The organism is Acetobacter cibinongensis (genome assembly GCF_000963925.1).
GTDB classification, from domain to species: domain Bacteria; phylum Pseudomonadota; class Alphaproteobacteria; order Acetobacterales; family Acetobacteraceae; genus Acetobacter; species Acetobacter cibinongensis.
The window spans coordinates 112,099-131,299 of the sequence record NZ_BAMV01000005.1; the positions used below are offsets into that span (position 1 = coordinate 112,099).

Below are 19,201 nucleotides of genomic sequence, written 5' to 3' on the forward strand. Positions count from 1 at the left end.
AAAGCAGGCGGCTTGATCAGTGTAACTTGCGCCCGGCGGGGTTTTCGGCCCCGGCCTTGCTCTCTTCATGTTCGCCCTCAGCGACAGGACGGGGGCTTGGAGCACTCGCCTCTATCAGGGCATCTGTCAGCACCAGCCTTGCACGGCGGATTTCCGCCAGCGGCAAGACGGCCTCGGTCCCATCATCCAGCCGCATCCGGGCATTGTCGGTATCTGCGCCAAGCACAATACCAGCAAAGCGGCGGCGGCCATCAATGGGAACCAGAACTTCCGCCTTGGCCTGATGCCCGGCAAAGCGGTTCCAGTCTTTCGCACGAGTCAGGGGACGGTCTATCCCGGCTGAGGACACTTCAAGCGTCCATACTCCCGGTATAGGGTCTTCCACATCAAGCACTGCGCCAACTGCACGGCTGATGCGTTCGCAGTCTTCTACACTGATGAGTGTTCCGTCTTTGCGGTCGGCCATGATCTGCACTGTCGGGCTTTCACGCCCCAGCACCGCCACGCGGACAATTTCATACCCCAGATCGTCCACAGTCGGGGCGATAAGGGCTATGAGCCGGGCCTCAAGGCCGGAATGAGCAGGCAGGTCAGCGTCCAATGCAAAAAAGGCGGCCCGTCAAGGCCACCCCCCAATTTTCTTATACGATGAAAGGATGATGTCTCATGTAGGATATACGGCACCGTGCCGCAAGACTTGAAACTGGCCACCTCTCGACTTTTATCCGATTCGTGAAAAAGAAATTACTTTATCATCTGTCGTTTCAAGGCTTCTTTGCTGTTTCATGTCTTGCGCACCCCTACCCGATATGCCTGACTGGACTCCATGAGCACACAGCCTGATCCTGCCTACAAGGCCGAGTTGGAAGAAGAGAACAAACCTTCTCATTTTCGGACGGCCTGTATCATTTTGGCCACCTGCACACTGCTGGCAGGTGCCGGAGTCCATTTTTCCGGCATTGGCGGAAAGTCCTCCGCCATTCCCGCCGCAGGATCAACACAGGGGTCTGACAGCACCGAGCAGCGGATTGGGGTGCAGATGTCCCTGATCGCTCCGGAAAAAGCGGCTGAAGCCCTGGCCTCTTCTGGCTATTCCGAGAAAGAGCAGGCCGATATTCTAGCTGGCATCAAGCGCCGTGACCTCCGGCTGGTTGCCATGCCGGTCTTTGATGCAACCGGGGCTGGCGGGACCGTGACAATAGCCTGCGGCACAACCCACCGCACCGTTAGCCTGACACCCACCCCCCAGGTTCTGGTTTTACCCATTACGGTAGCCGGAAATGTTGATATGGTGCCGGTGTCAGACCCTGGTGTAACGGGGATTGGTGCTGGTGTTGTCACCATGTTTGGGCCGGAAGCATTGCCAGTAATGCATCAGGGCGACTCTCTTGGTCTTACGGTGATTGCACAATGAAGGGTCTTCTTCCTGCCCTTAACCGGCTGATGCCGCTGATGATGGTGGTCTTTCTGGTGCTGGCCAGCGTCCAGATGGCTATCAGCCTTCATCTTTCCTTGGGGTCACTGACGCATTTCATGGAATGGTGCGCGCCCGCTTGGCCCGTTATTGCCGGACTGAGTGGCCTACTCACCATTGGTGGCCTTCTTTTTGAAACACGCGCCGAGCGGCTTGCACGCAAAGGCTTACTACGCCGACGGGGGTGGATCATGGACGTTCTTGCCAGACTGACAAACCGCAATGCGCTGGAAGAAATGCTGGCGCGTGAACAGCGCGAAACAACAATTGATGCCGAGGAACTGGCCGCCAACCTGCGCGCCCGCGTTATTGGTCAGGATCAGGTGTGCGAAGATATTGCCATGCAACTCCGCCGCCGTCTGGCACTACAGGTACGCGGCAAGCCTGTCGGGATCTTCCTGCTGGCTGGCCCGCCCGGCACTGGCAAGACCTATCTGGCCAAGCAGATGGCCCGCCAGCTTGAACGCCCCCTGCTGCACTTTGACATGACACAGATGAGCAGCCCGCATGCCGCCACCCAGCTTTTTGGCTCTCCCAAAGGGTATGTGGGGTCAGACACCTACGGTAAACTGACCGGCGGCCTGAAAGAGAAACCTGATGCCGTTGTGCTGCTGGACGAAATTGAAAAAGCGCACCCCGACGTCTTCAAGAAATTTCTGACTGCGTGGAACGATGGGCACGTCACCGAAGCTTCCACCGGTCAGCAGATTTCTACCGTGCGCGCTATTTTTGTGCTGACCTCCAACATTGCCACGGAAGCCCTTACCGAAATTGCCGACCGCCTGCATGATGACCCTGACAGAATGCGTGCCGAGTCGGTTGAGGCATTGCGTCAGGCCGGGTTTGCGCCGGAAGTGCTGAACCGTCTGGACCGTATTTTTGTCTTCCGCGCCCTCAAGGGGCTGGATATTGCCCGCGTTTCCGCCCTTGAAATTGAGGCCATGATTGAAAGCTACGGCCTGAAGGTGGAAACCGGCGGTATTGATCCGGCCTTGCTGATTGATGTGATGCGCCGCCAGAGCCGCATGGGTGACGGTGCCTCGGCCCGTGACCTTGTCCGCTCCATTGAAGACATGATCAGTGAATCTCTGATTATTGCGCGGCAGCAGGGTGCAACCATGGTCCGCATTACCAAGGATGAAGACGGGAATATTGCCGCCAAGGCCACTGATACCAGCAGTGATGGCAACAGCCTTCATGCCCGCCTGACACCCTGAGGCCGCACAGCATGTCAGCCCTTACCCGCCTGTGGAGTCGTGCCCCCCTGTGGCGCACAACCCTGATCATGACTGGCGCCTGTGGCGTGTTCTCGCTCTTTTTCCCGGCACCATGGCTGGGCAGAACCCTGCCCTATTACCAGACCGTGACAGACAAGCTCGGCCATATGCTGGGGTGCGAAACCCCCGCCCAGCAAGCGGCAAAAGAAGCAAGCCAAGGGCGACGCATGGTGTCTCAGCCACCGTTGGATGCCCAGTTTGAAGGGGTGATTCCGTTTGCAGGGCGGCAACTTGCCTTGCCAGCCGGGCGCTGGCACCCCGTCCTGAACTATCAGGACGACATTGCCCACGGTGAGGTGCTGACCTCTATTTTCGTACGTTCCCAGCAAGGCACGGTCACCGGCTTCATCATTGCGCAGGCCACCACACAGTCCATTCCCGCAGCCGATACGCGACTGTTGCAGGATATGTGCCATAACGGCTTCAACTTTACGTCTGGTGATTTGCCGCAGGATGGCAACAAGACAGAATGTTGGCTCACCGCTCCCATTCATGTTGCCAATGGCCAATTCATTACATCGAACGAGCCACTACAGGCTTTGGTCAGTAGCCCGCTCTTTATTCCACCAGCACTTCAGCGCCTTGGGCTTCTGGGGTTCAATCTGCCGCCTGTGCTGGTGGATGCAGGATGGACACATATTGAAAAGAGTAAATCTGGCACCGGGGTGGATTTTGCAACCATCCACACCTTTGTCAGCCCCGTGCCAGCCGGGCAACACGCCGTACCCGGCTCACCTGAAGATTGGTCACGCGCTGGTATGAATGACACACCAGATGTCGCCAGCTTTGTGCAACGGACGGATGCATGGCTTAAAGGATGGCTGCCTATACTGCGCAAAGGCTACGCTGGCACACTTGAGGTCGGCACCCTGCCCTTGCAGAGCACCACTGACCCCGGCTTTCATGGCTAAAAAAAACTGACCGGCAGCTCAAAAGGCTGCCGGGTGGGTTTTAGCCAATATCGTCCCGCAGAACATCGGACGATACATCAATCAGAAAATCCAGCACGGTGCGCGTCCGCAGGGGGAGCGTACGTGGGCCAGTATGCACAGCGTAGAATGGCAGTACCGGAATATTCCAGTCAGAAAACAGCCTGACCAACTTGCCTGCCTTAACGTCTTCCCGCACCAGAAACTCCGGCAGCAAACCAATGCCTATATCTGCCGACACAGCATAATAAACAGCTTCACTGCTATTGGCCCGGAAAACCGTAGACGGCGCGATAACGCTTTCTTCTTCCTCACGGTAGAAGTTCCAGTCGTGGCGGCCACCACCGTAATTATAAACAATAGCCGGATATTCGGGCAGTTCCTGCGGATGATCTGGTGTGCCACACCGCTTCAGGCAACCGGGGGATGCCACCAGCCACTTGCGTACGCCCCCAAGCTTACGGGCAATCAGGGAGCCTTCTGCAATATCCCCAACACGGACGGCCAGATCCAGCCCTTCCTCAACCAGATCGCCAAACGTGTCACGCATGACCAGTTCTACGGACAGGTCTGGATGGCGTTCCAGCAGTTCACCAAGGCGTTTGGTGAGGTACAACCCAAATGCCGTGGTCACCCCCAGCCGCACCAGCCCGGAAATGGAGGCACGCCTGCGCCCCAGCACGGTCTCTGCTGTTTCAAGAATTTCCAGCACTTCATAAGCGTGCGGCAGAAGGCTTCTGCCGTCTTCCGTCATCATGAGGCTGCGGGTTGTTCTGGCAAACAGAGTCGTGCCGTAATGCGCTTCCAGCAGCGCAATGTGCCGAGAGATGGTGGGTTGGCTAACACCAGTCTCACGCGAGACAGCGGAGAACGAGCCTGTGGCCGCCACGCGGACAAAGCTGTGTAGGGCAGAAAGAAGGTCCATCGGTTCCGGAACGGCTATAGTGAGGGCAAAAAAGGCTCTTTTTTCTAGTGTGCAGGGTGCACCTTAAAAAAACAATTTCAAATGACCGTTGCAGCCACTCAACGGTATGTGACGCAAGCTGATAAGGCAGACAACTGACAGGAACAGTGCTCGGCCATGCCGTGCGTGCATCCACCGCACAGGCATGACGGAGCCATAAGTCCCCTATTTCCGGCGTGTATGAGGTTGCGCCAGCTTTTTTTCTGCAATGCGGGCCAACCTGACGAAGGGCAGGCCCAGCAGAAGATAAGCTCCCCCCACCATCAATCCGGTCCCAAAATAATCAAAATAGGTTGACGACAGACGAATATAAGTCTGGGTCAGTTCTGTCAGAGTAATGACACTGACCAGAGACGAATCTTTCAGCAATGAAATAAAGTCGTTGGTCATGACTGGCATAACCAACCGGAAAGCCTGTGGTACCACCACATAACGCAAGGCCTGAACATGGGTCATGTTCAGGGCAAGAGCCGCTTCCATTTGCCCACGGGCAACAGACTGAAGCCCTGCCCGATAGTTTTCAGCTTCATATGCGGCGTAGTTCAGGCCAAGACCAATAACACCGGCCAGGAACGGGCTGAGGTTAATACCAAACTGCGGCAAACCGTAGAAAATAAGAAGAATCTGGATCAACAACGGGGTGCCGCGCACCACCTCAACATACAACGCCGCAATAGCTGCCAGCTTCTGTGGTCCGTACAGCCGCACCAGAGCCAAAGTCAGCCCAAGAGCGACGGCCAGAACCATGGCACACAGCGAGACTAGGAGCGTGAGCACCGCGCCTTTGGCCAACAGCGGCAAAAACCCGACATACCGCCAGAAACGGGCCTGCCAACTGGAGGCACCTTGCAATGCGTCCGTATAATGCTGCCATTCTGTTGGCGCGATGTCTGGCTGCGTTTTGTCTTTGGTAAAGGCCGCCATTTCTGGCGTCCACAGGTTCCAGCGGGCCAGAACTGCGTGCAGGCTACCATCCTGAATCATTGCGGCCAGAGCGGTATCGACCTTCTGCCGTAGCTCTGCATTTTTCCCTTTGGCAAAGGCTATACCGTAGGACACCCGGCCAATCGGGTCGCCCACGACCTCAAGCGCTGGGTTGGTTGCCCCGTAATACTGGGCAATGGGGCCATCAAGCAGCACGGCATCCGTGCGGCCATTCACCAGATCCATGAAGACATTGGTTTCTTCTTCATAGGTCCGCACCCGTACCTCTGGGTAGTCCGCCAGAATACGCTCTGCCTGTGTGGCCTTGATGGTCCCAACCGTATGGCCCTTAAGGTCCGTAACACCCTGAAAGACCGGGCCACCACGCCGCACGACAATCCGTTCAGATGTCACATAATAGGGCGTGCTGAAATCCACCCCTTCGGTATGTTCCGGGGTAATTTCAATGCCGCAGATCACCATTTCATACAGGTTGCGCTGAAGGCCGGGAATCAACCCATCCCAGTCATTCTGCACAAACTGCATGGGCGTGTTCAAATGCCGCCCCAGCTCCTGCATGAGATCATATTCAAACCCCGTCAGGCGGGATTGATCTTTCAGGTCATGAAAGGTGTAGGGCACGTCTGCCGAGGCATCAGCCGCCCAGCGCAGGGGCGTTTGTGCCTGTGCCACCGGCCCTGTCAGCCCGGATACCACCATGGCCAGCACTGCCAGAAACAGTACCCGAGCCCCAACAAAACGCGCCACGGAGCGCCGCAGGCCGTGCTTCACAAAACTGTCCTTAAAAAACGCCGTGTCCGGTCATCTGCCGGATTGACACACAGGGTTTCCGGCGGCCCGGATTCAATAATATGGCCGCCATCCATGTAAACGATGTGGTCTGATGCCACCTGAGCAAACCGCATGTCGTGTGTCACCACAATCTGGGTCATACCCTCATCATCCAGCTTGCGCATAACGCCCAGTACTTCCTCAGCCACAATCGGGTCGAGGGCCGATGTGGGCTCATCGTACAGCATGATCTCGGGGCGCATGGCCAGAGCACGCGCAATAGCCGCACGCTGCTGCTGCCCACCAGAAAGCGATGCGGGATAGCGTTGCGCAACACGCCCAAGGCCAACTTTTTCCAGCAGGGCCATAGCCTCATCCCGCTCGGTCTGGCTGTTATCGCGTTTGACCACACGGGGGCCAAGCAACACGTTATCCAGCACAGTCAGGTGTGGGAACAGGTTAAAGCTCTGAAACACCATCCCTACATGGGTGCGCAGTTTATGGGCCATGTGCTCGTCAGCCTTACGCCACGGGCCACCCTGACGATCAATGGTCACACCCATGGCGGTAATGGTGCCACGGTCAGGAATTTCAAGAAAATTCATGCATCGCAAAAAGGTGGATTTACCACACCCGGATGGGCCGATGATGGATATGAGTTCACCCTTGCGTACTTCCAGAGACACACCACTCAGAATGGCGCCGTCTCCAAAACTTTTGTGCACATTCAGCGCACTCAGTACAACTGGGTCTTCTTCTACAGAAAAAGCCGACCCGGTGTTTACCGGGTCGGCGCTGTCATGTTCAGTCAGAACAGAACGGTTTTCAGGCAGCTTTAGTCATCCCGCGCAAGACATATTGGAGGATGCCACCATGCCGGTAATATTCCACTTCGTCCAGTGTATCTACACGGCACAGAAGGGGAACATCCTGCGTAGAACCATCATGACGCGTAATTGTCATAATCACATCCATACGCGGCGTGATCGTCTCCAGCCCCTTGATGGTGATGGTTTCATCCCCTCTCAGGTTCAGGGTTTTGCGGGTTGTGCCGTCCTTGAACAGCAAGGGAAGAACACCCATGCCAACCAGGTTGGAGCGGTGAATACGCTCAAAGCTTTCCGCCACCACAGCCTTGATCCCGAGCAGCAGAGTGCCCTTGGCTGCCCAGTCACGGGAAGACCCCATGCCGTATTCCTTGCCGCCAAAGACAACCAGCGGCGTGCCTTCCTTCTGATACTGCATGGAGACATCGTAAATGAAGCCTTCCTTGCCATCCGGGTAGTGCTTGGACAGGCCACCTTCCGTACCCGGCAGCATCTCGTTTTTAATACGGATATTGGCAAAAGTACCCCGCACCATGACACGATCATTCCCGCGGCGTGAGCCGTAGGAGTTGAAGTCACGCGGTTCAACTCCATTCTCGATCAGATACCGCCCGGCTGGGGAGTCCTTCTTGATGGCACCTGCCGGTGAGATATGGTCGGTCGTGATGTTGTCACCCAGAATTGCCAGGATACGGGCATTCTCAATGCCGCCCCGTGGTGTTGGTTCGGGCGTGATGTCCTTGAAGTAAGGCGGGTCCTGCACATAGGTGGACTTGGGGTCCCACTGGTAGGTTTCAGAACCAGTTGCCACCTTGAGGTCCTGCCACTCCTTCGTGCCTTTGGACACGTTCTTGTAGCGTTTGATGAATTCCTCACGGTTGATGGAAGACCCCATGAGATCAGCAATTTCTTTATTGGAAGGCCAGATATCCTTCAGATAAACGGGCTTGCCATCCTTGGATGTGCCAATCGGGTCTTTGGTAATGTCCTGCCGCATGGTGCCAAGAATGGAGTAAGCCACCACCAGCGGCGGGCTGGCCAGATAGTTGGCCCGTACGTTGGGGGAGATACGCCCTTCAAAGTTACGGTTGCCGGACAGTACGGACACAGCAACCAGATTATTGTTTTCAATGGCATCCACAATGTGGGAGGGCAGCGGGCCGGAGTTACCAATGCAGGTTGTGCACCCGTAACCAACCGTGTTGAAGCCTAATGCATCAAGGTCTTCAGACAGTTGGGACCGGTCGAGGTAATCCGTCACAACCTGAGAACCAGGGGCCAGAGACGTCTTGACCCAAGGCTTGGGCGCCAGACCCAGAGCACGCGCCTTACGAGCCACAAGCCCGGCCGCAATCATCACCGCCGGGTTGGATGTGTTGGTGCAGGAGGTAATGGCCGCAATAACAATGTCACCCTGGCCAATTTCGTAATTGGTCCCTGCAACTGGCACTTTTTTGTTCGCATCGTTGGCAGGCACACCAAGAGAGGACGTCAGTTCTTTCTCAAACTCGGTCTTGGCTGCGGTCAGAACAACGCGGTCCTGCGGGCGCTTGGGGCCGGAGATGGACGGAGCAACCGTGCTCAGATCCAGCTCAAGCACGTCCGTAAAGACAGGCTCCGGTGTATCAGACGTGCGGAACATATCCTGCGCGCGCAGATACGCTTCCGTCAGTTTGATGCGGTGTTCGTCACGGCCCGTTTCCCGCAGGAAGTCGAGCGTCAGCATGTCAACGGGGAAGAACCCACAGGTTGCGCCATATTCCGGGGCCATGTTGGCAATGGTCGCGCGGTCGGCCACGGGCAGGTGGTCAAGGGCGGGGCCAAAGAATTCGACAAACTTGCCCACAACGCCCTTTTTACGGAGCATCTGGGTCACCGTCAGCACCAGATCCGTAGCAGTAGCGCCTTCCGGCAGTTTACCAATCAGCTTGAAGCCGATGACGTCTGGAATAAGCATGGCAATGGGCTGGCCCAGCATGGCGGCTTCAGCCTCAATACCACCAACCCCCCACCCCAGAACGCCCAGGCCGTTAATCATGGTGGTGTGGCTGTCTGTGCCGTACAGGGAGTCAGGATAGACATAGTCTTTCCCACCCACATTGGCGGTCCAGGCAACCTGCGCGATATATTCAAGGTTCACCTGATGGCAGATACCGGTATCAGGCGGCACGACGGAGAAGTTTTCAAACGCCTCCTGCCCCCAGCGCAAGAAGGCATAACGCTCACCATTCCGCTCAAATTCCAGCGTGATATTTTGCTGTAGCGCATCGGCAGAGCCGTACACGTCCACCATCACTGAATGGTCAATCACAAGATTGACCGGCACCAGCGGGTTAACTTTTTGGGGGTCACCTTTCAGCTTCACAATCCCGTCGCGCATGGCGGCAAGATCGACCACCGCTGGAACACCCGTGAAGTCCTGCATCAGGATGCGGGAGGGTTTGAAGGGAACTTCCTTGATGCTGCTGCCCTGTGGCAGCCAGCCTGCAATGGCCTTGGCATCATCAATACTGTAGGAGCGCCCATCTTCAAAGCGCAGCACGTTTTCAAGAAGCACTTTCAGAGAAACCGGCAGACGACTGACATCGCCAATGGTTTTAGCCGCTTCAGGAATTGAAAAATAATGATAGGCCTTGCCGTCAACTTCAAGCGTGCGGCCTGTTTTGAGTGAATCGTGCCCAACCGTCTTCATATGCTCATCTCCCCGATCACAGCCCGTGGCTGGTGATGCGTTCCGGAAGCCGTCATACCGTTCGGTACCGCGCTAGGCGCTCACCCGGTCTGCCGGGTGTTCGGCTTGCTATCCCGTTGGTGCTAGAACATACCGGCACACTGATAAGGCACAAGCAGGGGCGCGACCACGAGAGCGAGAGCCACCCTGCTTTGGCGGGTTTTGACAGGTAACAATAAGGAGAACACCTATCTCCGGGTCTTCTTTCACGCAGCATACGGCACCGCAGGACCACGCGCCGCCTATGCCAAAGCCCGACGGCGTACCGTTGTTAGAGGCTGAATCAGTTTGTGTTTTTCGGGGTGACCGCCTTGTCCTGAAAGACGTAAGCCTGAGCTTGCATGCCGGTGAGGCCATGTTGCTGACAGGCCCCAACGGTGCGGGCAAATCGACCCTCCTGAGAGTGATGGCTGGCCTGCGCAAAGCAGATGCCGGCGCTCTTTTATGGAATGGCACCCCCGTGCTGGAGGATCCTGCAGCGCATTCCGCGCGTGTGGCGTATCTGGGGCATCAGGATTCGCTCAAACCCAGCCTGACGGTGAGAGAGAACCTGAGCCTTTTTGCCATGGCCGGGCACCAGAGCCTGATGGAGGCCTTGCAAGCTGTAGATTTGCTGCCCTTGGCAGACCTGCCCGCCCGCCTGCTCTCTGCCGGGCAAAAAAGACGGACAGCACTCGCCCGCGTCCTGCTGGCCAATGCACAGCTCTGGCTTCTGGATGAACCAAGCCTTGGGCTGGATACTCATGCCATTACGCTCTTAGGCCACGCCATTGCCCAACACCGTGCTCAGGGGGGTATTATTATTGCCACCACCCATGTGCCGCTCCCGCTGGAAGATGTGCAGCATTTGGCATTACCCGCCGCCCCGGATCAAGGACAGGGCATATGGGCCACTCTGGATGATGACCCATGGGGTGAGCTGACAGGAGCCACGGTATGATCCGGCTATTCTGGGCCATTGTGCGCCGTGACCTGAAACTGGCCTTGCGGCATGGCGCAGACACGCTGGGCGCTGTGCTGTTTTTTATCCTGACCGGCACCCTGTTCCCTTTGGCATTGGGGCCATCGCCCGAGCTATTACGCCACATGGCGCCCGGCATTATCTGGGTTTGTGCGCTGCTCGCCGCCTTGCTACCACTCGACCGCCTGTTTGGCGCAGAGCTGGAAGATGGCTCGCTGGATCAACTTCTGCTTCTCGGCCTGCCATCTGCCTTGGTAGCACTTGCCAAAATGACCGCACATTGGCTCACGACAGGCCTGCCCTTGCTACTGGCGGCAGTCCCTCTGGCCACCATGTTGGGCCTGCCGGGTAGTAGCCTTCCTGTTTTGCTGGCCGGCTTGCTGCTTGGCTCGCTTGTTCTGTCCCTTATTGGGGGGATGGGCGCGTCCATCGTGCTGGGTGCCCGGCGAGGCGGGGTTCTCTTACCCCTTTTGGTGTTACCGCTCATCACGCCCGCCCTCATTTTTGGAGCGGCCGCCATTGATGCCGCCAGCACCGGGCTGCCCTGGGCACCAGACCTGGAACTGCTGGGCGCCTTTGTTGCTGGGGCCTTGCCTTTATGCCCGCTCGCGGCAGGTGCTGGACTACGCGCTGCCGTGGAATAGTAGGGGAGCGTTATCTCCCCCACTCTCTTGCCTTACGGTGCCGGGTTAGAATGCACCTGATGAATAGCATTCAGCTTCGCTTCAAGCTCAGGCGTTATGACAACGTCTGATGCGCCCAAGAGCGTTGCCAACTGTTCCGTGCTGGTTGCACCAATAATGTTTGACGTCACAAAAGGCCGGGATGTCACAAACGCAACGGCAAGCTGTATGGGGTCCAGCCCCTCTTCCCGCGCAAGGGCATGATAAGCCTTGATGGCGTCATCCACACCCGGCTTCTGATATCTCTGGCCACGATCAAACAAGGTGGTCCGTGCACCAACTGGGCGCGCGCCATCAAGATATTTTCCGGTCAAATAGCCTTGGGCCAAGGGAGAATAGGCCAAAAGACCAACTTTCTCACGCAGGGCCATTTCTGCCAGCCCGATCTCAAACGTCCTGTTGATAAGATTATAGGCATTCTGGATAGAGGCGACCCGCGGTGCGCCCTCTTTGGCGCATGCCAGACTTTTGGCAACACCCCATGCGGTCTCGTTAGAAAGACCGACATGCCGAATTTTACCTTCGGCTACCAGATCTCCCAGAACCCCCAATGTGTCTTCCAATGGCACTTCGTCTGCATCAGAAAGAGCCGTGAAGGTTGTCCCCCCTTCCCCAAACAAGCCGATTTTGCGGTCTGGCCAGTGTAGTTGGTAGAGGTCAAGATAGTCTGTTCCCAGCCGCCGCAACGACCCTTCCAGCGCGTAACGAATTTGCCGGGGTATCAGGCGTGCCTCTTCTCCACCCGGCCTAAACCAGGGTGACGCACTACGCCCCACCACTTTGCTTGCCAGAATAATCTTGTCCCGGCTGCCGCGTGCTTTGAGCCAGCTTCCGATAATCGTTTCTGTCGCACCATACGTTTCCGCACGTGGGGGAATGGAATACAGTTCAGCCGTATCAATAAAATTGATACCATGCGCCAAAGCCATATCCAGCTGGGCATGCCCCTCGGCTTCGGTGTTCTGCTGGCCAAATGTCATGGTACCAAGGCAGATTTCACTGACCATAAGACCCGTGCGGCCTAGTTCTCGTTTTTGCATCAACACCACCTGAGGGATAAAAAATACTCTCGAAACAAACGCGTGCATAAACAGCACAACGCTAAGCCTCGGCCCGAATATTGGAATGATGTTTCAGCCATACAAGACAAATAAGGTAAATTTTTCAGATTTTTGTACGAAAAAAAGAAACAATTGTTTCTTTCAATTTTATTACATGACTTTTTTTCTTAAAAAGATGTCCATATTTTCTATACTTTCACCAAATTTCATATTGTTTTTAAAAAATTCCACAGTCTTTATCACACTCTCCCTCGCATCCTTACGCCAGAATATTCCTGCGTTTAACAAAAGGTCAGAATGTGTTTCTCCCCCCCAGGAAGCCTCAAATTTATGGCCTGTGGATTGAAGATAAGAGAGGGTCGACATGCCTATTGTATCCGGATGCGTCATCAACGTGCCGGCACCCACAGGTGAGTTGAGTTCAATCAGCTTTTTAGGAGACTTAAGGTCATTATATTCCATGACCGCATCAAACCGATCCCGCATGGCGGTGCCACGCACAGGTAAAACCCAAATTTTGGATTTAAAGTTTTCCCAGTTCTTCATGATATAATTTATGCTGTAAATGTTATTTCTATCAATAATTATACAATTATCTTTATATAAATATTCGAAGCTCAGCCTTTCATCCAAAAAATCAGTATACGTACTTGCAAAGATAATATCGGCTTTCCCCTTTAAAAGAGAGGAGAAAAGATGCTCTCTTGAACCATAATTTACAGAAAAATTGATATCACCTTTCTCAACAATATCTAAAACACACCGCATCATTTCAGATGTTATGGAATGAGACTGAAAGGCCAGAGTGATATGGTTTTTATCTTTAGACAAATCGTCTATATCCATAATCATTCTGTCGATTTCTTTTTCAATAACAATACTGGCTTCAACAACCCTTTTTGCTATGGAATTTGGTACCAACCCTTGCCGTGTTCTGGCAAAAAGGGTTTTCCCAATTATTTTTTCAAATTCTATACATGCTTTTGAAATGGCCGCAGGTGTCAACGCCATTGCTTCAGATGTGTTTTTTAAATTCTGTATTTTATAGAGATTCTTGACAACATTCAGATGTCTTATCTTGATGTTCGATTTTCTTTTCATGGTTTTTCTTTACGAAGTCAGAAAGACATACGTCACGCCAAATCAGAAACCATAAAATTTTTATCTTTCAGTATTATGCTTGGATCTTCTTCGATGAAAGAAATCCACCCTCAAGAAAATAAAAATCTATGATTCTTTATGAATGCCTCAAGCTAACAAGATATTAAAACTCGGTTCTCTTGAGATTATTCGCGGTTCTCGGATGGAATATCAAGATTTTTTTCATTATTTTTTAGCTTATTAAGCAATAATAAAGAAACTATACTGTTTTTTAATCGTTGTTATATTAATCGAAACCACTTTGCGGCGGAAATGTGGGTTTTTTTGAAGAATAAAGCAATTTTATGGCGGTTTTTATAGTATAAAAATTCTTCCTTGAAATGATTTTTGGGTAAATCCGACTCAGGGCTATACTTCGCGCCCCATAAAAACTCCCATTTTGAGAATTATTCCTAGAAAATGATCTATCCCTGCATAGAGTTTCTATTTTTATATTGTGTTCGCAATGGAACTTGCAGCTTTGAGCGGGCTTTTACCCAATATGCCCTTATCAATGCTACTTGCAAAAGAAGGAAGAGACCACGTTTGCGGAGAGTGGCTACCCTTCGGCACAAAACAGACCAAACCTTAAGAAAGTCTTTCCAGATGTGGCGCACGACAAAGGGCATTGATATAGTTTGAATTAAGTATGACTTACCAAGACGCAGCCTTAAACGCGCCGTGCCGTAGTGTTTCGTCCTGTCGTAAATAGTTGCTTCCCATGGGTTCCACCTGACCGCATCCCAGCTTGCGTCCGTTGCCCTGTGGCTGCTCTATATGCCTTTCACGAAACAGGCTCTTTTCGCGTCATGCCGCACAGCAGGCCTGCTAGCTCTGCCATTCAGCATAAGTTCCATACACCCTTATTCCAGCGTAATGGATGGATGGCTGACTTTCTCAATGAAAGAGAAGACCTCACTTCATTAGAGGCGGCTCAAGCACCCCATAATGCTTATTCCCAGTGAGGCATAAGAACAGCGAAACCATGCTGGCTTATAAGAAGGAAAAGCAATTTTTCTAGGGAAGATGTGGCGGAGGGGAAGGGATTCGAACCCTCGATACAGTTTAACCCGTATAACGGTTTAGCAAACCGTCGCCTTCAGCCACTCGGCCACCCCTCCGCAAGAAGAGTGTAAAGATACACGACGTTTGCACTGGTGCTTTTAGGGGGTTCTTTGCGTCTCGTCAAACCCCCTAAAGGCGATTTTGAGGGAATTTTTACATCCCCTCAAAACTTAGGCGTCCAGCTTGCCTTTCAGGGCCTCATTCACGAGGGCTGGGTTGGCTTTTCCTTTGGTTTCCTTCATGACCTGCCCCACGAAGAATCCAAACAGCTTGTCCTTGCCAGACCGGTATTCGGCCACTTTATCAGCATGTTTGGCCATAATGGCATCAATGGCGGAATCAATCACGCCAGTGTCCGTCACCTGACGGAGGCCTTTTTTCTCCACAATGGCATCCGGGCTTTCACCGGTTTCGACCATATCCTCAAACACCTCTTTGGCAATTTTGCCATTGATCGTGCCGTCAGCAATCAGGTCGAGCATTTTACCCAGAGAGTCAGCACTTACCGGGCTGTTTTCAATGGTCCGGCTGGTGCGGTTCAGGGCTGCAAACAGGTCACCCGTCACCCAGGTAACGGCAAGTTTGCCATCACGGCCTTTGGCCACGGTTTCAAAAAAGTCCGCCACGGACTGTTCTGCTACCAGCACGCCAGCATCATAGAACGGCACGCCATAGTCCGCCTGAAAGCGGGCACGCTTGGCGTCTGGCAGTTCCGGCAGTTCAGCCTTCAAGCCATCCACCCATGCCTGCTCAATAACCAGCGGCAACAGGTCCGGGTCCGGGAAGTAACGATAGTCATGCGCGTCTTCCTTGGAGCGCATGGTGCGGGTTTCACCCCGGCTGGGGTCAAACAGGCGTGTTTCCTGATCCACTTCCCCACCGTTTTCCCAGATTTCAACCTGGCGCGCTGCCTCGGCTTCAATGGCCTGCATAACAAAGCGGATGGAGTTGACGTTCTTGATCTCGCAGCGGGTACGGAACGGCTCACCAGCTTTACGCACAGACACGTTGACGTCTGCCCGCATGGAGCCTTCATCCATGTTGCCGTCACAGGTGCCAAGGTAACGCAGAATCTGGCGCAGCTTGCGCAGGTAGGCCCCGGCTTCTTCTGGCGCGCGGATGTCTGGCTCGCTGACAATTTCCATCAACGCAACACCAGAGCGGTTGAGGTCAACGAAAGAGCGCGTAGGGTCCTGATCGTGCAGAAGTTTACCAGCATCCTGCTCCATATGCAGGCGGGTAATGCCAATCTGGCGTGTTTCACCGTTAGCCAGTTCGATTTCAATAGAGCCTTCGCCTACAATAGGATGCTCAAACTGGCTGATCTGGTAACCCTGAGGCAGATCAGCGTAAAAATAGTTTTTACGGTCAAACCGGCTTTGCAGGTTAATACGCGCGTTCAGGCCAAGACCTGTACGCACGGCCTGCGCCACACACTCGCGGTTGATAACCGGCAACATGCCCGGAAAAGCGGCATCAACCAGACTGACCTGAGAGTTAGGCTCACCACCAAACTTGGTGGAAGCCCCAGAAAACAGTTTGGACTGGCTGATGATCTGGGCATGAACTTCAAGCCCGACAACAATTTCCCATGTGCCAGTTTTACCTTCAATCAAGTAGCTCATGCACCTGCCTCCGCATGCAGGGTGGGTGTGTGGGCAAAGCCCGCAGCAGCCTCTAATGCGCCGCCAACAGACAGCACGGTTTCTTCATCAAAGTGGCGACCAATAATCTGGAGCCCCAAAGGCAAACCTTTTGCATCCAGACCAACCGGCACTGAAAGCGCAGGCACCCCAGCCATGCTGGCAGGCACGGTGAAGATATCGTTCAGATACATCTGCACTGGGTCGGCCATGTTCTCGCCCTGAGCAAAGGCAGCACTTGGCGCGGTAGGGGTCAGCAGCACATCAACCTGCTCAAACGCCTGCACAAAATCGCGTTTGATAAGGGTGCGGACTTTCTGAGCCTTCAGGTAATAGGCATCATAGTACCCGGCGGACAGCACATAGGTGCCCATCAGAATACGGTTACGCACTTCCTCGCCAAAGCCTTCGGCGCGGGTCAATTCATAAACGCCATCCAGCGTCGCGGCGTCCTTGCGCTCACCAAACCGGATGCCGTCATAGCGGGCCAGGTTGGAGGAACATTCGGCCGGGGCGATAATGTAATACGTTGCAAGACCATACTTGGTGTGCGGCAGAGAGACATCCACAATCTCGCAACCGGCCTCACGCAGCCAGGCAATACCCTGCTCCCACATGGCGGAGATTTCAGGCGACAGGCCGGGAGCCCGATATTCTGCCGGAATACCAACACGCAGACCTTTTACACTTTTGCCAACTGCCTGTGCAAAAGCCGGAACAGGGCGGTTGGAGCACGTGCTATCTTTTTCATCAAACCCGGCCATGGCTTCCAGCATCAGTCCGGCATCGGCCACGGTGCGGGTCATGGGGCCAGCCTGATCCAGCGAGCTTGCGTAGGCAATTGTGCCCCAACGGCTGCACCGCCCATAAGTTGGCTTCAGGCCGACAATACCGCAGAAGGCGGCTGGCTGACGGATGGAGCCACCCGTATCCGTACCAGTCGCGGCCAGTGCCAGCCCTGCGGCAACCGCTGCGGCAGACCCGCCGGATGAACCACCTGGCACCAGAGCCACTGTTTCTTCACCCTTGCGCTGCCAGGGATTGAGCACAGAGCCAAAGGCTGACGTAATGTTGGCGGACCCCATGGCAAATTCGTCAAGGTTGGTTTTGCCAACAAAGACAGACCCGGCATCAAGCAGGCGTGCTGTCACCGTGCTTTCATAGGGGGGCACAAAATTAGCCAGAATTTTGCTGGCTGCCGTTGTTTTAACGCCTTTGGTGCAGAACAGGTCCTTCACGCCAACCGGCAGCCCTTCCATTGGGCGGGCAGTGCCAGCAGCGTACCGAGCATCAGCCGCATCGGCAGCCGCCAACACATCTGCTTCCGGTATGACCGTGATATAGGCATTAAGCTTCGGGTTTAACCGGGCAATGGCATCCAGATGGGCTTTGGCCAGTTCGCGGGCAGAAAATTTACGGGCGGCAAGCCCTTCACGCGCTTGCGTGAGCGTCAGTCCGGTCAGCATATTATTCAACCACCTTGGGTACGGCATAGAAGGGGCCAGATTTTTCTGGGGCGTTGGACAGCACGGCAGCTTGGCAGTTGCCATCCGTCACCACATCCTCACGCTGGCGCAGGGCTTCCATCTCGGTGCCAACCATGGGGGGCACGCCCTCAACATCCACCTCGGACAGCTGATTGAACCAGCCAAGGATGCCATCCAGCTTTTGGCGGACGGTTTCAAGCTCGGCATCGGCCAGGCCAATGCGGGCCAGTTTTGCAATACGTCGGGTGGTCGCGAGGTCAAGCGACATGAAAGCAGACTCTCTTCAGACTATTTAAGGAAAAAAAGACCTAGCATAATCGGGCGCAAGGCAACATACCGTGCAGGCATGACACTTCTTACCCTGACAGACCTTGCCGCCAGATTGCCCCGCCATGCGCGGCTTTTAGGCGTAGACCCCGGCCGCAAACAGGTGGGGCTGGCATTATCCGATGTCTCCCGCGTGGTGGCCTCCCCTTTCCAGACGGTGAAACGTGGCAAACTGACCGCCATGGCAACCCATATCCGCCAGATTGCGCAGCAACAGGAAGTAGCTGGCATGATTGTGGGCATCCCGCTTTCGCTGGATGGCAGCTTTGGGCCTGCCGCACAGGCTGCAAAGGACTGGGCCATGGCGCTCTCTGACCAGACAGGCCTGCCCACCTGCCTGTGGGATGAACGCCTGTCTTCCTCCGCCGTAAACCGGATGCTTATTAAGGAAGCCGACCTGTCACGCAAAAAGCGCGAAGGCGTGGTAGACCAGTTGGCCGCCGCCTATATTCTGCAGGCTGCACTGGACAGCATGCCCAGCCTGGAATTTTAGCAGCCATTTACCCCCACGCCGGGAAACCTTGTGGGGGTTCAAACAGTTATGACGCATAACAGAAATGACAGATGGTCAGACAGACGCCAGTGTGTGTTCTCATATTTGCCACAAAGGCACACCATGCTGAGATTACTATTTGAACAATGATTTGGAGACCTTTTATGGCGCATATGACAATCCGCACTTTTGCTGCCACCCTGTTGGGCACCGCTGCTTTTGCACTGTCCCTGCCTGCTGCTCATGCTGAAGAACAGGGTGCTGTAAGCCGTGCCTGGAACGATACACAGGCTGCCACAAGCAAGGCGTGGGATAAGACGAAGGCCGGCACGGAAAAAGCGTGGGACAAAACCAAATCCGGCACTGAAAAGGCTTGGGACAAGACAAAATCCGGGTCCGAAAAAGCCTGGGATAAAACCAAAG

At 54.5% G+C, this 19,201-nt stretch carries 16 protein-coding genes, 1 tRNA gene and 1 pseudogene; 7 read left to right on the top strand and 11 right to left on the bottom strand.

The genetic code is table 11. From position 1 onward, the window contains the following. Positions 1 to 16: 16 nt before the first annotated feature. The gene (rimP, locus tag Abci_RS02590) at positions 17 to 601 is read right to left on the bottom strand and encodes a ribosome maturation factor RimP (protein ID WP_048837591.1); all 585 of its coding nucleotides are present in this window, start codon (positions 599 to 601) and stop codon (positions 17 to 19) included. Between the two features lie 225 nt (positions 602 to 826). Here rimP and Abci_RS02595 point away from each other — a divergent pair, with 225 nt between their 5' ends. The 3 genes from Abci_RS02595 to Abci_RS02605 are packed head-to-tail and all read left to right on the top strand — an operon-like array spanning position 827 to position 3,662. After that, positions 827 to 1,414 carry a hypothetical protein gene (locus tag Abci_RS02595; protein ID WP_048837592.1) on the top strand — a complete coding sequence of 196 codons (588 nt, stop codon included), beginning with the start codon at positions 827 to 829 and terminating at the stop codon, positions 1,412 to 1,414. Then, positions 1,411 to 2,691, top strand: a complete 1,281-nt coding sequence (locus Abci_RS02600) for an AAA family ATPase (protein WP_048837593.1) — start codon at positions 1,411 to 1,413, stop codon at positions 2,689 to 2,691. The genes Abci_RS02595 and Abci_RS02600 overlap by 4 nt, the downstream gene beginning before the upstream one ends. 11 nt (positions 2,692 to 2,702) lie before the next feature. Next, positions 2,703 to 3,662: a hypothetical protein gene (locus Abci_RS02605; protein ID WP_048837594.1), complete on the top strand. Its 960-nt coding sequence runs from the start codon at positions 2,703 to 2,705 to the stop codon at positions 3,660 to 3,662. Between the two features lie 40 nt (positions 3,663 to 3,702). Here the strand turns inward: Abci_RS02605 and Abci_RS02610 are convergent, their stop codons facing one another. The 4 genes from Abci_RS02610 to acnA form a co-directional block, all read right to left on the bottom strand. Next, positions 3,703 to 4,605, bottom strand: a complete 903-nt coding sequence (locus tag Abci_RS02610; RefSeq protein WP_048837595.1) for a LysR family transcriptional regulator — start codon at positions 4,603 to 4,605, stop codon at positions 3,703 to 3,705. A gap of 204 nt (positions 4,606 to 4,809) precedes the next feature. Next, entirely contained in the window at positions 4,810 to 6,288 is a 1,479-nt protein-coding gene (locus Abci_RS02615) for an ABC transporter substrate-binding protein/permease (protein ID WP_052944751.1), read from the bottom strand. A 68-nt stretch (positions 6,289 to 6,356) separates the two neighbouring features. Further along, a complete protein-coding gene (locus Abci_RS02620; RefSeq protein ID WP_280513024.1) occupies positions 6,357 to 7,085 on the bottom strand; it encodes an amino acid ABC transporter ATP-binding protein in 729 nt (242 codons plus the stop codon). A gap of 100 nt (positions 7,086 to 7,185) precedes the next feature. Beyond that, positions 7,186 to 9,879, bottom strand: coding sequence for an aconitate hydratase AcnA (gene acnA, locus Abci_RS02625; RefSeq protein WP_048837597.1), 2,694 nt, complete (start codon positions 9,877 to 9,879; stop codon positions 7,186 to 7,188). Positions 9,880 to 10,162: 283 nt separating this feature from the next. On the opposite strand from acnA, the gene ccmA reads away from it, so the two are divergent. Further along, positions 10,163 to 10,858, top strand: a complete 696-nt coding sequence (ccmA, locus tag Abci_RS02630; protein WP_048837598.1) for a heme ABC exporter ATP-binding protein CcmA — start codon at positions 10,163 to 10,165, stop codon at positions 10,856 to 10,858. After that, positions 10,855 to 11,523, top strand: a complete 669-nt coding sequence (ccmB, locus tag Abci_RS02635) for a heme exporter protein CcmB (protein ID WP_048837599.1) — start codon at positions 10,855 to 10,857, stop codon at positions 11,521 to 11,523. The genes ccmA and ccmB overlap by 4 nt, the downstream gene beginning before the upstream one ends. 32 nt (positions 11,524 to 11,555) lie before the next feature. On the opposite strand, the gene Abci_RS02640 is transcribed toward ccmB, so the two are convergent. The 6 genes from Abci_RS02640 to gatC form a co-directional block, all read right to left on the bottom strand. Next, on the bottom strand, positions 11,556 to 12,602 hold the full coding sequence (locus tag Abci_RS02640; protein ID WP_048837600.1) for an aldo/keto reductase: 1,047 nt from the start codon (positions 12,600 to 12,602) through the stop codon (positions 11,556 to 11,558). A gap of 171 nt (positions 12,603 to 12,773) precedes the next feature. Beyond that, positions 12,774 to 13,724, bottom strand: coding sequence for a hypothetical protein (locus Abci_RS02645; protein WP_048837601.1), 951 nt, complete (start codon positions 13,722 to 13,724; stop codon positions 12,774 to 12,776). Between the two features lie 1,068 nt (positions 13,725 to 14,792). Beyond that, positions 14,793 to 14,884, bottom strand: a tRNA-Ser gene (locus tag Abci_RS02650). 114 nt (positions 14,885 to 14,998) lie between these two features. Next, the gene (gatB, locus tag Abci_RS02655) at positions 14,999 to 16,453 is read right to left on the bottom strand and encodes an Asp-tRNA(Asn)/Glu-tRNA(Gln) amidotransferase subunit GatB (RefSeq protein ID WP_048837602.1); all 1,455 of its coding nucleotides are present in this window, start codon (positions 16,451 to 16,453) and stop codon (positions 14,999 to 15,001) included. Then, on the bottom strand, positions 16,450 to 17,937 hold the full coding sequence (gene gatA / locus Abci_RS02660) for an Asp-tRNA(Asn)/Glu-tRNA(Gln) amidotransferase subunit GatA (RefSeq protein ID WP_048837603.1): 1,488 nt from the start codon (positions 17,935 to 17,937) through the stop codon (positions 16,450 to 16,452). The genes gatB and gatA overlap by 4 nt, the downstream gene beginning before the upstream one ends. A gap of 1 nt (position 17,938) precedes the next feature. Beyond that, a complete protein-coding gene (gene gatC, locus Abci_RS02665; RefSeq protein WP_048837604.1) occupies positions 17,939 to 18,226 on the bottom strand; it encodes an Asp-tRNA(Asn)/Glu-tRNA(Gln) amidotransferase subunit GatC in 288 nt (95 codons plus the stop codon). 78 nt (positions 18,227 to 18,304) lie between these two features. Here gatC and ruvX point away from each other — a divergent pair, with 78 nt between their 5' ends. After that, positions 18,305 to 18,778, top strand: coding sequence for a Holliday junction resolvase RuvX (ruvX, locus tag Abci_RS02670; protein WP_048837605.1), 474 nt, complete (start codon positions 18,305 to 18,307; stop codon positions 18,776 to 18,778). 164 nt (positions 18,779 to 18,942) lie between these two features. Further along, a pseudogene (locus Abci_RS02675) lies at positions 18,943 to 19,201 on the top strand (endoglucanase); the annotation flags it as partial.

Bases quoted from the DNA above. Each gene is read 5' to 3' on its own strand.
- ccmB (WP_048837599.1), top strand. From the start codon at position 10,855: ATGATCCGGCTATTCTGGGCCATTGTGCGCCGTGACCTGAAACTGGCC.
- Abci_RS02605 (WP_048837594.1), top strand. From the start codon at position 2,703: ATGTCAGCCCTTACCCGCCTGTGGAGTCGTGCCCCCCTGTGGCGCACA.
- ruvX (WP_048837605.1), top strand. From the start codon at position 18,305: ATGACACTTCTTACCCTGACAGACCTTGCCGCCAGATTGCCCCGCCAT.
- Abci_RS02615 (WP_052944751.1), bottom strand. From the start codon at position 6,288: ATGGTGGTATCCGGGCTGACAGGGCCGGTGGCACAGGCACAAACGCCC.
- gatA (WP_048837603.1), bottom strand. From the start codon at position 17,937: ATGCTGACCGGACTGACGCTCACGCAAGCGCGTGAAGGGCTTGCCGCC.
- Abci_RS02645 (WP_048837601.1), bottom strand. From the start codon at position 13,724: ATGAAAAGAAAATCGAACATCAAGATAAGACATCTGAATGTTGTCAAG.
- gatC (WP_048837604.1), bottom strand. From the start codon at position 18,226: ATGTCGCTTGACCTCGCGACCACCCGACGTATTGCAAAACTGGCCCGC.
- ccmA (WP_048837598.1), top strand. From the start codon at position 10,163: ATGCCAAAGCCCGACGGCGTACCGTTGTTAGAGGCTGAATCAGTTTGT.
- acnA (WP_048837597.1), bottom strand. From the start codon at position 9,879: ATGAAGACGGTTGGGCACGATTCACTCAAAACAGGCCGCACGCTTGAA.
- gatB (WP_048837602.1), bottom strand. From the start codon at position 16,453: ATGAGCTACTTGATTGAAGGTAAAACTGGCACATGGGAAATTGTTGTC.
- Abci_RS02640 (WP_048837600.1), bottom strand. From the start codon at position 12,602: ATGCAAAAACGAGAACTAGGCCGCACGGGTCTTATGGTCAGTGAAATC.
- Abci_RS02600 (WP_048837593.1), top strand. From the start codon at position 1,411: ATGAAGGGTCTTCTTCCTGCCCTTAACCGGCTGATGCCGCTGATGATG.
- Abci_RS02610 (WP_048837595.1), bottom strand. From the start codon at position 4,605: ATGGACCTTCTTTCTGCCCTACACAGCTTTGTCCGCGTGGCGGCCACA.
- Abci_RS02595 (WP_048837592.1), top strand. From the start codon at position 827: ATGAGCACACAGCCTGATCCTGCCTACAAGGCCGAGTTGGAAGAAGAG.